This is a genomic window from Armatimonas sp., assembly GCF_964826245.1.
The window spans coordinates 1-14054 of record NZ_CBAYMC010000109.1 but is presented as its reverse complement, the minus strand read 5'-3'; the positions used below and the strand labels follow the sequence as shown (position 1 = coordinate 14054).

The following is a 14054-nucleotide window of genomic DNA, read 5'->3' as shown; positions in this document are numbered from 1 at the left end:
GTGCCCTTCTCGACCAGATAGAGCGCCAAGCCCATCAGGATCAGCATGATCGCCACAGGAGTCGGCTCACGGAGTGTGGTCTCGATGTATTTCTTGAGCGCCAGCGCGACCAGTGCCAGTGGGATAGTCCCGATAATCACCGCAAGCAGAAGCTGTACTTCCCACTGAGACTCGCGATCTTCGCCTGGCGCGGGCGGAGCCTTCTGGAGCGCTTTCCAAATTCCCGTGAGTGTCTGCCAGATGCGCTTGCGGAAATAGACAAAGACCGCCAGAAGCGTCCCAAGCTGGATCACGGCGGTAAAGGCAACCCCCGCATCGCCCCAGCCCAACATGCGTGGAATTAAGTCTAGGTGCGCCGACGACGAGACAGGCAGAAACTCCGTGAGTCCCTGGATGATTCCTAGGACAATGGCTTTTAATAATTCCAAAATAAAGGCAGTCTTTCCAAAGTCTTCTCGATATAAGTGTAGCCGATTTTGGATAAGACTTGAGCATGAAACTCAGACTTTTTTCTGGATTTTAGATTTGAGATAAGTGCAAGGAAATTCTGTATGGATTCTACTAGGAGTAACTGAAAGATATCTTTCAAACATTGAATTTGCATTTTTCCATTCCTTCTTATTTGCATATAGATCAGCTAGCTGATAAATAGCATTTGAGTATTCAGGATATATGGAAAGTGCTTTTTTATAACTCTCTTCCGCTTTATTCAAATCGTAAAAAGGTGTGACCTGACAAGAAAAAGCATCTCCAATGATTTTATAGTTGTTATGATTATTTGAATCCATATCAATACCTTTTTTCATGAGTTTCATTCCTCGGGAATAACAGTCATTCTTACCTCCACTTTCAAAAAATATCCAAGTGCCTTCACATGACTCAAAATGTCCATTTTGGAACTCAATAATTCTTAAATTCCGAAAATTATTTTGTATATATGCCCAAAGATCACCCTGGAGAGTCCTCTCGGATCTGGGAATATTTCTGACCTGTCCGTTTTTCTCAAAAGGAAAACATAATGATTTCATATATGTCCAGCCCGACAATAATCGTGCGAATTGTAAATATTTGAAATCCTCCATTTTCTTTTGTTTCGTTACTGGTTGGTACTCTGGTATCTGATGAAGTGCATCAAATCGAGAAATCTTTCCATCTTGAATATCTTTTTCGTTAATCGCTCTTATGGACTTATATATGTTATAGCATTGTTTATTGTAATTATTAGCTGCTGCCCTTTGTATAAGTGAGTGATGTTCAGAGAATTTAGAACGAGTAAATTCAGTTCTTTGAATTATATTTGACAGGTAAGATGATGTTATAGGGGTGAATTTTTTGTCCATGATATTGAATTTTAAATATATAAAAGATTATGTGAACTTCATTCTTAATTTTTGATGAATACTATAAATCGAGTGTTTTCAAGCACCGTACGGAAGATTTCTCGAATCATAACACTATTGCCAGTAACACCAACTTGCTAACTGATGTGTCTTGAACAATAACTATGATTTGTTGGCACTTGTGCTAAGTCTGAAAAAATCGTCCGTACAGTGATGTTTAGGAGAATTTATATGGCTTAGGCAGGTCCACCTGAATTACCACCTGAATTACCGTTTCCACTTCCGCTGCCAAGTGCTATGGGAGGCCATTGATAAGAAACACCCGGAGGTAGTGGTAATGTGAAATCTATCGTTGTATCTGTTGATCTTCCTGATTCTTCCCAGCGCTTACCCGGCCCTGTGAAATGTCTGCCTGTGAATATCGCTACAACATAAGTATATGTGTCTCTAGGTAGAACTCTATTATTTCCCAATACAGGAACTGATACGCCTATCTCATATCCTGTCTGCCAGTCTTGTCCATAACCTATTGCAGCCCATTCGCCAATAGAAATATCACCATTTACTGATATACTTTCTACATATGTATGATTCTCAGTAGCAGTACTGTCTGGCAGGGGTAAATCATTTGGATAACATGTGTTGCCTGTTCCTGGATTATGAATCGCAGTATTATGTACCGCAAAATTTCCAATTTGGAATCTCTTTATTTCGATTTCATTCTCTGATAAAGATCCTATCTTTTCAAGATGATCATGCACCTTAAGTAGATAGACATTTTTCGCGTCACCCTTGTCATCTGAAACAGTATAATCTAGTTGGAACCTTTCTGATCCTGTCCACCCTTCCCACCCTTCAGGTTTGATGAGACGTGGTTCCGCATTTAAAACTGTTCTGTATCTTGCTAGTGTCCAATCTTGGCTTCCAAAAGGCATAGACCATTTATTCCAAGTAATTGTTGCACCCGAATAAGAAGGTGACCACTGAAATGACATTGGGACATCCCAACGCCAACTGCCCCACAAATTAGCGTTGAAATTTTGCCAATTAGTATGGATTATTGTTATTGGAGTTGTTGTTAGCATTCCAGGAATAACTCGTTTATATGAATAGGTGGTATGACCGAGCGGTCTACCATAGTCTTCCATTTCATCTCCCTCAGCACCGTCGCGAGAAATATTGACACCACGAAATTCAACATTGAATTGATGACCTATACCCCTTATAATACTACTTGCATCTAGATTTAATTGTGGATCTCCAGATTCAATAAAAGAAGTTATATATGGATTAATCATGCCTCCATAAATGTGTTGAGTTGCATTGAAGCCATTAAAAATATTCTCTCGGACAAGATAGCTCAATGAATATGGTGGATTCTCTCCATAACTGAAATTTGCACGAATTTTACCATTGATTGATGCTCCTTGTGTTTGGTTATTTTGTACTCCACTTGAGTTTGGAAGTATACGTTTAGAAGCCTCATCACCAACTACAGTTTGGTTATTTTGATACGTGACATCTTGTCCTAAAGACAAAGTGCCTAAACTTAAAACTGATAACGAAATCACTAACGACGACATAAACTTCATGATTTTTACCTTCTTCGGGTAGCGTGTTTAATTTTCAAACAACTCTAGCTTCGATCTTCGAAGCTAATGTTGGCATTCTATCAGGTTACCCCCCCCCCCCTCCGCAATGTGGAATTTTTCACACTTGTGCTAGTCTTTCTGTTTTTCTAGCGCACGGGTGAGCCGAGAAGCGGTGCGCGAGCGAGGGCGCTTGGGGTGGATGTAGAGGTGCATCAGGAAGGTGCGCACTAGTGCGGTTACGGGAGCGGCCAGGAACATGCCGAGGAGGCCGAAGAACTCGCCGCCGATCAGGAGCGCGATAATCACGATAATCGGGTGCAAGTTCAGCCCTTTCCCTAGAATGATCGGCGTGAGGAGCTTGCTCTCCAGCAGGTGCATCAGGGTAAAGAGCGGCAGAACAATCCAGAGGAGCGTGTAGTTTCCCTGGCGGCTGCACTCTAAAAAGACAATCAAGCCCACGGGAATCCCACCGAGGAGTGGCCCGATGACCGGGATGGCACGGGTGACCGCAGCAATGAGGGCTAGCACCAGAGCGTAGGGAATGTGCGCAACGCCGAGCATCGTCCCCACAAAAACTCCGGCAATACTGGCCAGCAAGAGCTGCGCGATGAGATAGGAGCGCATGATCCCGGCGCTCTCGCGAAGCAGCGCTAGAGTGATACGCCGCTTGTTTTGTGGGACGAAGCGTACCAGCTCGTTGCGGAGGGAATGGCCTTCCACGAGAAAGTAAAACGCCAGCACGGGCAGCAGAATCAGCTCGACAATGCCATTGAGAAGCCCCCCAAGCTTTCCGAGAAAGCCAAGCATGAGGCTTCCTGCACTTGCCATCGCGGGATTGACTTTCTCTTCCTGAGGTGACGCCGTCGGTGAGGCGGCAGGCTCGATGATGGGGGAGAGCTCAGGGTCGTCTAGCAGGTCGTCTTGACGGGGCGTGAGGGCTTTGTCTATCCAGTCAGGCACCTGCTTATGCAGCCACTCGGGCTGAGACGCGTACCAGAGCTTGGTCTCTTCCAGCTTTTTGGTGAGCTCGGGCTGGTACTTGGTAGGCCAGTTTCTCTGTAGATTGCGCAGCTCCGCCTGGATGGGAGTGAGAAAGAGGGTAACGGCTCCTGCGGTCAGCCCCACGATGGCTACGAGAACCAGTGCGGCCGCGAGTGCGCGGCGGCTATGGGGCTTGAGGAACTTGAACCAGGGCTGGTGACAAAGTTTATCCACCGGGCCGCTGGCAGCACAGGCGAGGATCCCTGCCATGATCAGAGTGACCACAATGGTGTGGCTACGGTAGATCACGTAGCCTAGGATCGCCAGAGCGCCTAGGCGCAGGAGACGCTTTCCAAGGGCGGAAAACCCTGCATCGAACCAAGCTTGTGCTTTTTCTCTGTCGCTCACAGTTGATAGGCCTCAAAGATCCATTCCCGGATACGCCGGGATGCGTCGCCATCGCCGTAGGGGCTGGCTGCCTTGGCCATGGCGGCGTAGGCGGCGTCATCGCTTAGTAGCTCACGAGCAGCAGGGTAGACCACGGCCTCATCCGTGCCGACGAGCTTTGCATTGCCGGAGTGAACTCCTTCAGGGCGCTCCGTGGTCAGGCGCAGGATGAGCACCGGCTTGCCCAGACCAGGCGCTTCTTCCTGCGCTCCCCCCGAGTCCGTGAGCAGAAAATGGCTCGCCTTCATCACGTGGACAAACGGGAAGTAGTCCAGTGGCTCGGTGAGCAAGATGCGCTCATGGTTCTCCAGTAGTGGTATGACCACCTCACGCACCAGAGGGTTGCGGTGCATGGGAAATATCACACGGATGTCGGGAAACTCTTCGACCAATCGTCGAATCGCGCGGCAGGCACTGGCCATGCGCTCGCCCCAGTTTTCCCTGCGATGTGCCGTTACTAAGATCAGTCGGCCAGGACGGGCGACAAACGCCGCGAGCGCGGGGTCCTCAAACTGGTAGTTGAGCTCAGAGACGGTGCGTAGTGCATCCACGACCGTGTTGCCCGTCACGCGAATTGTCTCGTCGGCGATGCCTTCTTTAAGTAGGTTCTCGCGAGAGAGCTCCGTAGGGGCGTAGTGGAAGTTGGTGAGCCTTGTCGTGAGCCGCCGGTTCATCTCTTCAGGGAACGGGTCGAACTTATCGTCGGTGCGCAGGCCTGCCTCAACATGGCCAAAGTCTGCCTGGGCATAGAACGCCGCCAAGCTCGCCGCGAACGTTGTGGTCGTGTCGCCCTGCGCGATCACCAGCCTCGGCTTCTCTTTTTCCAGAACCGGCTCCAGAGCCATGAGCGCACGGCTGGTTAGCTCCGAGAGCGACTGGCCCGGCTTCATCAGCCCTAGATCGTAGTCGGGCTTGAGGTCAAAGACCGAGAGCACCTGATCGAGCATCTCCCGGTGCTGGCCCGTGGAGATGGCCACCGTACGAATCTGCTCCGGATAGCGCAGCAGCTCCTTGACGAGAGGGGCCATCTTGACGGCATCAGGACGGGTTCCGAAGATACAGGCAACGGTCAGCTTACTCAATGAACTAATTTCTCCCAGTTTTCACGTGTCTGCTCGTAGCGGATATAGAGGCGATTGATCTCTTTGACCATGCGCCACTCACTGCCCTGCTCTTGCAGACCGATTTTTTCTAGCACACGCCGCGAGCCGATATTTTCATGATCGGCAAAAGCGACCAGTTTCTTGCACTTGAAGGTCGCAAAGGCGTAGTCTCGGCTGAGCGCAGCCGCCTCTGACATCAGACCTCGGCCCCAGTGCTCCCGTCCCAGAATATAGCCCAGCTCGACATGTCTATCCCGCGCCAAGAGCTGCATCAAGTCCGTGGAGCCAATCACTTTCCCCGTCTCACGCAAGATCACCGAGAAGGCCAGCGACTCACCGCTTTTCCGCCGTGCCTGCTGCTGCTCCAGAAACGCCTGCACGCCGTGTAGCTCCGTGGCAGGCTTCCAGGGAAGAAAGTGCACCACCTCCGGGTCGCCCACAAAAACAAACATGTCCTCCGCATCGCTTAGCGCCACGGGACGCAGTAGCACACGCTCGCCCACCAGCTCGATTGCCACGAGCGGGGGACTTGTCTTGGCTCGCCAGAACGTGAGCTTTGAGAGCAGTGCCTGCATAGGGCCTTATTTTACGGCATAGAGCCTCACTTTTTTACTTTCTACCCAACCAGACGAGCATCAAGGCAATCAAACATGTCAGCGCTGTCAGTCCATAGATCGTCCAGACGGCTTGTTTTACATTTAAACCACGCTCCGTCAGCCGGTGGTGGATATGTGATCTGTCCGCTTGGGTGAGCTTTTTGCGCTGCACGGCCCGTCGCCCGATCACGTAGACGGCATCAAGCAAGGGAACCCCCAGCACCATCATCGGTAGCAAGACCGCTGCTGCCACAGGGACTTTAAACGCTCCGACAACCGCCAGCATCGAGAGCATGAATCCCAGAAAGTACGAACCCACCGTGCCCATAAAGATCGAGGCGGGGTTGTAGTTGTATCTTAGGAAGCCGATGGCCGCGCCGAACGTCGCGGCTGCTAGCAGCGCTACGGTGGGCTCCGGGTTGCGGGAAAGGGCCGCCATAACCCCCATTGTCATCGCCGCAATCGCGCTTACTCCCGCTGCCAGCCCATCGAGCCCATCAAGAAAGTCAAAAAACTTGGTGGAGAATAAGACCCAGATCATCGTCAGAGGAACCGAGAACCAGCCTAGGGAGAGATACGGCCCGACATGAATCAGGCTTGGGAGCGGGTTGGTGACTCCTTCAATGCGCGCCCCGAAGATCGCGGCGACAAACCCCGCGAAGAGCAGTCCCAGTATCTGGAGGTTTGGAGAGAGTCCTAAGCTCTTGCCCTCGGAATCTTTGGGGCCAATACCGGGCATGTCATCCAGTGCTCCAATCAGGGCGACAATAAGCCCGCCTATAAGAATTCCAATGATGGGGTGCGGGGGAATTCCCAGGAGTGGCTTGACATGGGGCCGGGGATCGTCGGTGATGAGGTTGGGGAGGTTCCCAAAGAGGCGCAGGGCAACAAAAGCGGCTAAGAACCCGATGACAATCGCGATTCCACCCCAGAGGGGAGTGGCTTTGTGGTGGGCATCGCGCTGTCGTGGCTCACGGACGACCTGAAAGTGTACTGCCAAACGTCTCACGGAGGGAGTGAGCAGGATGGTAACAGCACCGGCAAGAAGCGCGGCATAGCCCATCGGGCCGAGAAGGTTCATCTACCGTAATAATACCGCGTCCCAGTCGCTGGCGTTACGTCGCGAGGGCTCAGGGAGGCAAACTATTTCGACTCCCGCCGCCGCAAGCACCTCCTGTGCCCATCCCTCCGGCGACTCGCCAAAGAAGACAACCCTCACCATGCCCGCCCCGACGATCATCCGGGCGCAGACATGACACGGGCGACACGTGGTGTAGATGGTCGCGCCCTTGGTATGTACGCCATGAAGCGCCGCCTGAGCAATCGCGTTCTGCTCGGCGTGCAGGGTGCGAATGCAGCGCCCGTCCTCCAGTAAACAGCCGATTTCCGTGCAGTGCTTCTGCCCCGGCGGCGAGCCGTTGTAGCCCGTCGTGAGAATCCGCTTGTCGCGCACGATCACCGCCCCGACATGACGGCGCTCGCAAGTGGAGCGCGTCGCCACCTCACGGGCAATGCTCAGAAAATACTCATCCCACGACGGTCTCATCGTTTCCTCCGCCGATTGAAATCGGCGTCTGCAGTGGCACTGCGTGCCGCAAAGCCCGTTCCGGGCTACAAACTTCCTCAGCCCGGAACGGGCTTCGTGGCGGAACGCCATTGGTGACGCCCGTTTTCAACGGGCGATCACGCGGCGGCTTAACCCCACGCCGGAAATTTATTGCAGAGGGCCTTGACTTCCTCACGGATTCCGGCGATCAGGGCATCGTCGTGGCGCTGCTCTAGGGCGCGGTTGATCAGCTCGGCGATAATGGGCATCTCGGTCTCAGTCATGCCACGGGTCGTGACGGCGGGGGTGCCGAGGCGCAGGCCGCTGGTCTTAAACGGCGGGTTGGGGTCGTTGGGGATGGCGTTTTTATTGGCCGTGATTCCCGCCAAGTCCAAGACTTCCTGAGCGCGCTTACCGTTGAGCTTCTTGGCGCGCAGGTCCACGAGCATCAGATGGTTGTCGGTGCCGCCGGAGACCAAGCGGAATCCGTGGCTGACAACTGCCTCTGCCAGCGCCTTGGCGTTCTTGCGAATCTGCGATTGGTAGGTGGCAAACTCGGGCTGGAGCGCTTCTTTAAAGCTGACGGCCTTGCCCGCGATGACATGCATCAGGGGGCCGCCCTGCATTCCAGGGAAGACTGCCATGTTCAGCAGGTCGGAGAGCAGGCGCGTCTCACCCTTGGTATTCTTGATGCCCAGCGGGTTCTCGGTGTCTTTCCCGGCGAGAATTAACCCACCACGCGGCCCGCGCAGGGTCTTGTGGGTTGTAGTCGTGACCACATGGGCATGCTGCAGCGGGGAGGGATGCTCGCCACCCGCGACGAGGCCTGCGATATGGGCCATGTCCACCCAGAACGCCGCCCCGATCTCGTCAGCGATCTCGCGTAGGATCTTCCAGTCAATGATGCGCGGGTAGACCGTCGCGCCACCGACGATCATCTTGGGCTTGTGCTTCTTGGCAAGGTCGCGAATCTGGTCGTAGTCGAGTGTCTCTTCGGCGTTGAGGCCGTAGGCGATGGGCTCGTAGATAAAGCCGGAGAAGTTCACGGGCGAGCCGTGGGTGAGGTGTCCGCCCTGAGCTAGGTCCATGGCGAGGAACTTGTCGCCCGGATTGAGCAGCGCAAAAAACACGGCCATGTTGGCGTTGGCCCCGGAGTGGGGCTGGACATTGGCGAACTCGGCACCAAAGAGCTTGCAGGCACGCTCAATGGCAAGGTTCTCAACCACGTCCACATGCTCACAGCCGCCGTAGTAGCGCCGTCCGGGGTAGCCCTCGGCATACTTATTGGTCAGGCTGGAGCCCTGAGCCTCACGCACGGCGCGGGAGACAATGTTCTCGCTGGCGATCAGTTCCAGCTTGTCTTCTTGGCGGTGGTCTTCGGCGGTAATGGCGGCAAAAATCTCGGGATCGGAGTCGGAGAGGGGGGCGCTAAATGTATTCACGGGAATTATTGTACCGCGTCGGGGCGTGAATTCGGGCGGCGTTCCGGGGGCGGTCGGCGGATGGGAACGGGTCCATCAATGGGCCCGCTGTTGCGGCAAGCAGGCTAAAGCCCGCTACAGAGTGCCCTTTCGTACCAGTTGTTCGCCAGGCTCTTGTTTTCGTCCCCAACTGTGTCCGTCTACGAAAGTAATGGTCCCGTAGCCATGTCGGACGACGAAGCTGATGCCGGGGTCGTGTGCGTCTTGGGTGAGCTTGGAGGACTCGTAAAGAAGGATACGCTGGTCATGCGGGGCACCGATACGCTCCAGAGAGCGTCCTGAGAGGCGGCTGTCCATGGCGTAGCCCAACACGTCTGGAGCAGGGGGCGAAATTGCGGGACAGGGGCCTTTTTCTTCCTTCAAGTAGCGTGATGAAGCCGTTTGCCACTGTGAAGCGGGAGGAAGAGAGTTGTCGTTATCCGTGGCGTACTGAAGGAGTGCTCCACTGCGACTCCTAACATTTGATAGGCAACTCACCTGTCTTGCCATATCTTGCGCCTGTCGAATCACAGGGTAGAGGATGGTTGCTAGGACAGAGACAATGGCGATGCACGCTAGAACTTCCCTGGGTGGCAGTTTCAGCCAAGGCTTGGGCGGTTCGTAGCGGGGCTGAGGCTGGCTCATGGCTTTAGGTTACTGCTTGTCCACCACTTGCGCCAGTGAAGCCGCCGCGAACTGCTCGCGAGACACCTGCTTTGCGTGCCCATCGGCAAAGACGAGGCTTCCCTGCTTGCCCTCGCTGTGCCGTGGTGCAAAGGTCTGGCCAGGATCGGCGGCGTCCCAGTCCGTGCGCGTGGAGTCGTAGGCAAGTGCTTGATTCGCTAGCCCCTTGAGTTTGTTCAGCGACTTGCCCGAGAGGCGCGTGTCCATGGCGTAGCTGGCAACCGTCTTGGGGCTCTCTTTCTTCACAACGGGGCAGACATAGAGTGCCTTATTCTTGGTATAGGGCTGCGTCACCGTCATCCACTTCTCAGCAGGCGGCAAGTGCTGATCGTAGTCTTGTGCATACATCATTATCCCAACACCAAACTGTTTGGCATTGCTCAAGCACTGAGGTCGCTTGGAGTGTTCACGTGACTGCGCGAAGATGGGAAAGAGAATGGCCGCAATAATGCCAAGGATGACGATCACGACGACCAGCTCAATCAGGGTAAAAGTGCGTTTCATACTCCTTAAACGTCGCGGCGGTGCATTTGGTTACGGAGTAGTAAAGCCCATTGTCTGAATCTCCAGCGTGAGCTGCTCTGCCGTCGCCCAGCGCACGCGATCCGCCGTTCCTGTATCCAAGACTGTCGCGCGGCCATTGGTGCCGGGATCGAAGTCGCGGTAGATTACACGGAGCTGTGCGGGATCGTCGCAGAACCACCACGCGAGCCCGGCGCACATGCGGCAGGGCTTAAGGGTGGAGATCAGAGTCGCGCCTGCCGGAAGCTTCTGTCCTGTGCGTGCCCAAGCATCCCGAATAGCCTCTAGCTCGGCGTGGCGCGTGCGGTTCTGCGAGCCGGAGTTCATGCCCTGCCCCAGAAGCGTGCCGTCGCGATCCAACACCAGCGCCGCGACGGGCCGGTCGGCCTTGTAGCGCTCGGAGTCGCTCTTTGGCATCTCCGCCTCAAGCTGATTGCACAGCGCAAACGCCTCCGCAAGCGAGAGAACAAGAGACTTTGGACTATCGGCACGCTCTGGGAGAAACGAGGGAAGCTCCTCGCCCCGCAAACCCTCTCTCTCCCGTATTTTGTCGGTGATACGCTTGGCGGCGACGCGAACCACGCCGTCACAGAACGGCGTTTTCTCGTCCGAAAGATAGATCCGATTGCGCACCATCGCTCGTGCCTGCTGCGGGTAGCGCTCGTAGATCCCCTGAACCAGCCGCGAGACCGCCGTCTCTGGGGCGAGAATCTCCGGCCCCGCCGCCCAGTAGGTTTGCTGATTGTGTTGTAGCCACGCCACACTCGGGAGGGCCATTTATGGTCCTTGCCGCAACAGCGGGCCTATTTATGCGCCCGTCGAATATGCGCCCGATGCCCGTTGCATCAGCGCGTGGTCGGCGAGCACGAGAAGGGTCATGGCCTCGACGGCGGCGACGGCGCGGGGGAGGACGCACGGGTCGTGGCGGCCTTTGGCCTGGAAGACGGTGGGCTCGCCGTCGACGGTCACGGTTTCTTGTGCGGCATGGATCGTTGCGGTGGGCTTGAAGGCAACCCGCAGGACGATCTCCTCGCCGTTGGAGATGCCGCCTTGGATTCCCCCTGAGTGGTTGGTGCGTGTGCGGGTCTTGCCCTCGCGGGTTTCAAATGCATCGTTGTGAGTCGTGCCACGCATCGTCGCCGCAGCAAAGCCCTCGCCAATCTCAAAGCCGCGTGTGGCCGGGAGCGACATCAGGGCGTGCGCGAGGCTGGCGGTGAGCTTATCAAAGACGGGTTCCCCGAGGCCAGCGGGGACATTGCGCACGACGCACTCGACAATTCCGCCCAATGAGTCGCCGTCTCTGCGGGCTTGCTCAATGGCGGCGATCATCTTCTCGGAAGCGATGGCATCAGGACAGCGCGTGATCTCAGCCTCCACTTGCTCTTGCGTAACTGTCGCTTGGTGAACCTCGCCGCGAACGTCTCCCACTTGCAAGACATAGCCGACGATCTCGACGCCGTGCCAGGCGGCTAGAAGCTGCCGCGCCACCGCGCCGGCCGCGACCCGCCCGATGGCCTCGCGGTAGCTCGCCCGACCACCACCGCGCCAGTCGCGTCCGGGGCCGTACTTGGCGTGGTAGGTAAAGTCCGCGTGGCTGGGGCGGAACAAGTCCTTCAGCTCGCTGTAGTCTTTCGAGCGCTGGTCCGTGTTGCGCACCTGCATGGCAATCGGAGTTCCGGTCGTGAAGCCCTCAAAGACCCCCGAGAGCACCTCGACCTCATCGCCCTCTCTGCGCTGGGTCGTGAGCTTGCTCTGGCCGGGCCGCCGCCGATCCAAGTCCTGCTGAATCTGCGCCAGGTCAAAGGGAATTCCCGCCGGGCAGCCATCCACGATACAGCCGACCGCCGGGCCGTGGGACTCACCGAACGTCGTGACGCGAAAAAGGGTGCCGAAGCTACTGCCTGCCATCAGGGATTATCCTATCATGGCGCGGGCAAGCGCCTCCGCCCGGTCTTTATCGCCCTCGGCCAGCTCGCCGGAGACCACGGCATCGGTGAGGGCGTTTTTCAGCTTCCCGACCAGCGGGCCTGCTGGGATTCCGAGGCGCTCCATCAGCTCCAGCCCCGAGAGCGGCGAGTCCGCAGTACGGATGTCAATGCGGGCATCAATCTCTGCCATCCGGGCAGCGAGGCTGGCAAGCTCGACTTGTGGCGGTAGATCGGGGCGACAGGCGGCGATATCGGCGTGGCCCAGGGTGAAGAGCGCGTCACGGTGGCTGTCCACGGTGCGGATCAGCCGCCGAACCGCGGCATCGGTCCAGTCGGGCTTGTAGGAGCCGTAGCGCATGTGCAGCCCCACCAGAGCCGCGACGTGCTTGATCTCGTCGTTGGCGTACTTCAGGCGCGTCAGTACCTCACGGCAGAGTTTTTCGCCGACATGCTCGTGCTCGTAGAAGTGCACCCCGCTGGCGTCTTCCGTGCGCGTCACCGGCTTGCCAATGTCATGAAAGAGGGTCGCGAGGCGCAGCAGCAAGTCCGCGTCTTTGGGCAGGTTTTCCAGAGCCTTGAGCGAGTGCGTCCAGACATCATACGCGTGCCAGGTGTTCTGCGAGACGCCATGCATTGCAGCCAGCTCGGGCGCGAATTGGGTTAAGAGCCCCGTCTCGCGGAGCTGCTCTAAGCCTGCTGAGGCTCCTGGCGCAAGCAGCGTTTTATTGAGCTCCTCACGCACCCGCTCGTAGCTGATGCCGTGCTCGGGCGAGAGCCGAAACGCATTGTCTTTGAGGGCTTGGTAGGTGGTCGACGCAATCGTAAAGCCAAGGCGCGCGGCGAAGCGACAGGCGCGGAGCATTCGGAGCGGATCGTCGGTGAACGTGATCACCGGGTCGAGTGGCGTGCGCAGAATCCCGGCTTTTAGGTCCGCGTGGCCCACACCAAGCGGGTCTATGATCTTGCCAGTGTCGAGGCTCTCTAAGAACGTGTTGATCGTGAAGTCCCGGCGCTGGGCATCGGTAAAGAGCGTCCCCGGCGTCACGATCGGCTTGCGCGAGCCCTGCCGATACGTCTCGGCGCGTGCCGTCACCAGCTCGACTTGCGCCTCGCCCACGTGCACCATGGCTGTCCCAAAGCTAGGGTAGAGCACGGGCGCGTGGCTCGAAACGCCCCTCGTCCAGAGCCACTGCGCCAGCTCCAGCGCATCGCCCTCCAGCACGAGATCGATATCGTAGGCCTCGGTCTCTTTGCCCAGAAGCTTGTCGCGCACCCAGCCACCGACGAGAAAAACTTTCCCTTCGTACTGACTCCCACGAATGGCATCGCGCAAAATCTCCAGCGGTTCTCGGCTCACGACTCGTATTTTACCCCGCCCGTTAGAGGGGCGGGGCTGAAGAGCGTCGTACCTCCGCTACGAAGGGCGTGCCGCCCATAAGAATCGGATATGGCCGGAACGGCCTTTGTAGCCGCAGGCTCGTTAGTCCCGCCGCTCCAACCGGCGGGACTACGTTGTGGCTTCAACACCGCGCTGGATCAGCTCCGAGACAAGCTCACAGTACGAAGGCTGCACGGTGACTTCGGGGCAGAAATATGTCTTGCGCACGGACATTATGTACAAGCCTTGAGGGGTACAATCCGGCAATGTTTTTTCAGAATGCTAAACCGACCGAGATTGGCGCGACACACCCGTTGCGCAAGCCGCTTCTTGATGCACTACGGCCAAGAATCGAAAATGATCTCAAGCAGAAAGTGATCTTTCGAGTCACCAAGCTCCGTGTTCAATGTGACTTTGCCTTTGTGGTCTGTGAGCCGCGCACGCCTGCGGATAAGCCCATTGACTTTAAGAAAACCC

The 14054-nt window shown here is 56.1% G+C and carries 13 protein-coding genes and 1 pseudogene; 1 reads left to right on the top strand and 13 read right to left on the bottom strand.

Annotated features, from left to right (window positions below):
• The 13 genes from AC1XOS_RS11880 to AC1XOS_RS11820 form a co-directional block, all read right to left on the bottom strand.
• Nucleotides 1-428 (bottom strand): undecaprenyl-diphosphate phosphatase (locus AC1XOS_RS11880; RefSeq protein WP_481962435.1); only part of this gene is annotated, 428 nt, incomplete at its 3' end.
• 72 nt (nt 429-500) lie between these two features.
• Nucleotides 501-1340, bottom strand: coding sequence for a tetratricopeptide repeat protein (locus AC1XOS_RS11875; RefSeq protein ID WP_481962434.1), 840 nt, complete (start codon nt 1338-1340; stop codon nt 501-503).
• 236 nt (nt 1341-1576) lie between these two features.
• Entirely contained in the window at nt 1577-2932 is a 1356-nt protein-coding gene (locus AC1XOS_RS11870; protein WP_481962433.1) for a hypothetical protein, read from the bottom strand.
• 129 nt (nt 2933-3061) lie between these two features.
• Nucleotides 3062-4321, bottom strand: a complete 1260-nt coding sequence (locus tag AC1XOS_RS11865) for an AI-2E family transporter (protein WP_481962432.1) — start codon at nt 4319-4321, stop codon at nt 3062-3064.
• The gene (wecB, locus tag AC1XOS_RS11860; protein ID WP_481962431.1) at nt 4318-5442 is read right to left on the bottom strand and encodes a non-hydrolyzing UDP-N-acetylglucosamine 2-epimerase; all 1125 of its coding nucleotides are present in this window, start codon (nt 5440-5442) and stop codon (nt 4318-4320) included. Before wecB ends, AC1XOS_RS11865 begins: the two co-directional genes overlap by 4 nt.
• Nucleotides 5439-6038, bottom strand: a complete 600-nt coding sequence (locus AC1XOS_RS11855) for a GNAT family N-acetyltransferase (protein ID WP_481962430.1) — start codon at nt 6036-6038, stop codon at nt 5439-5441. The genes wecB and AC1XOS_RS11855 overlap by 4 nt, the downstream gene beginning before the upstream one ends.
• Nucleotides 6039-6072: 34 nt before the next feature.
• Nucleotides 6073-7140 (bottom strand): glycosyltransferase family 4 protein, encoded by a 1068-nt coding sequence (locus AC1XOS_RS11850; RefSeq protein ID WP_481962429.1) that lies wholly within the window; start codon nt 7138-7140, stop codon nt 6073-6075.
• Entirely contained in the window at nt 7141-7605 is a 465-nt protein-coding gene (locus tag AC1XOS_RS11845; protein WP_481962428.1) for a deoxycytidylate deaminase, read from the bottom strand. It abuts the gene before it with no gap.
• Between the two features lie 149 nt (nt 7606-7754).
• Nucleotides 7755-9047 (bottom strand): serine hydroxymethyltransferase, encoded by a 1293-nt coding sequence (glyA, locus tag AC1XOS_RS11840; protein ID WP_481962427.1) that lies wholly within the window; start codon nt 9045-9047, stop codon nt 7755-7757.
• A 672-nt stretch (nt 9048-9719) separates the two neighbouring features.
• Nucleotides 9720-10253 (bottom strand): type II secretion system protein, encoded by a 534-nt coding sequence (locus AC1XOS_RS11835; RefSeq protein ID WP_481962426.1) that lies wholly within the window; start codon nt 10251-10253, stop codon nt 9720-9722.
• 30 nt (nt 10254-10283) lie between these two features.
• On the bottom strand, nt 10284-11048 hold the full coding sequence (locus AC1XOS_RS11830; protein ID WP_481962425.1) for a Bd3614 family nucleic acid deaminase: 765 nt from the start codon (nt 11046-11048) through the stop codon (nt 10284-10286).
• Nucleotides 11049-11078: 30 nt separating this feature from the next.
• Nucleotides 11079-12179, bottom strand: a complete 1101-nt coding sequence (aroC, locus tag AC1XOS_RS11825) for a chorismate synthase (RefSeq protein ID WP_481962424.1) — start codon at nt 12177-12179, stop codon at nt 11079-11081.
• Nucleotides 12180-12185: 6 nt separating this feature from the next.
• Nucleotides 12186-13556 (bottom strand): CCA tRNA nucleotidyltransferase, encoded by a 1371-nt coding sequence (locus tag AC1XOS_RS11820; RefSeq protein ID WP_481962423.1) that lies wholly within the window; start codon nt 13554-13556, stop codon nt 12186-12188.
• A 287-nt stretch (nt 13557-13843) separates the two neighbouring features.
• Between AC1XOS_RS11820 and AC1XOS_RS11815 the strand changes: the two are divergent.
• Nucleotides 13844-14054, top strand: a pseudogene (locus AC1XOS_RS11815) (hypothetical protein); the annotation flags it as partial.

Excerpts from the sequence above, each read along its gene's own strand:
- AC1XOS_RS11830 (WP_481962425.1), bottom strand. The coding sequence starts at position 11,048 with ATGGCCCTCCCGAGTGTGGCGTGGCTACAACACAATCAGCAAACCTAC.
- AC1XOS_RS11855 (WP_481962430.1), bottom strand. The coding sequence starts at position 6,038 with ATGCAGGCACTGCTCTCAAAGCTCACGTTCTGGCGAGCCAAGACAAGT.
- AC1XOS_RS11875 (WP_481962434.1), bottom strand. The coding sequence starts at position 1,340 with ATGGACAAAAAATTCACCCCTATAACATCATCTTACCTGTCAAATATA.
- AC1XOS_RS11850 (WP_481962429.1), bottom strand. The coding sequence starts at position 7,140 with ATGAACCTTCTCGGCCCGATGGGCTATGCCGCGCTTCTTGCCGGTGCT.
- AC1XOS_RS11835 (WP_481962426.1), bottom strand. The coding sequence starts at position 10,253 with ATGAAACGCACTTTTACCCTGATTGAGCTGGTCGTCGTGATCGTCATC.
- AC1XOS_RS11870 (WP_481962433.1), bottom strand. The coding sequence starts at position 2,932 with ATGAAGTTTATGTCGTCGTTAGTGATTTCGTTATCAGTTTTAAGTTTA.
- aroC (WP_481962424.1), bottom strand. The coding sequence starts at position 12,179 with ATGGCAGGCAGTAGCTTCGGCACCCTTTTTCGCGTCACGACGTTCGGT.
- AC1XOS_RS11845 (WP_481962428.1), bottom strand. The coding sequence starts at position 7,605 with ATGAGACCGTCGTGGGATGAGTATTTTCTGAGCATTGCCCGTGAGGTG.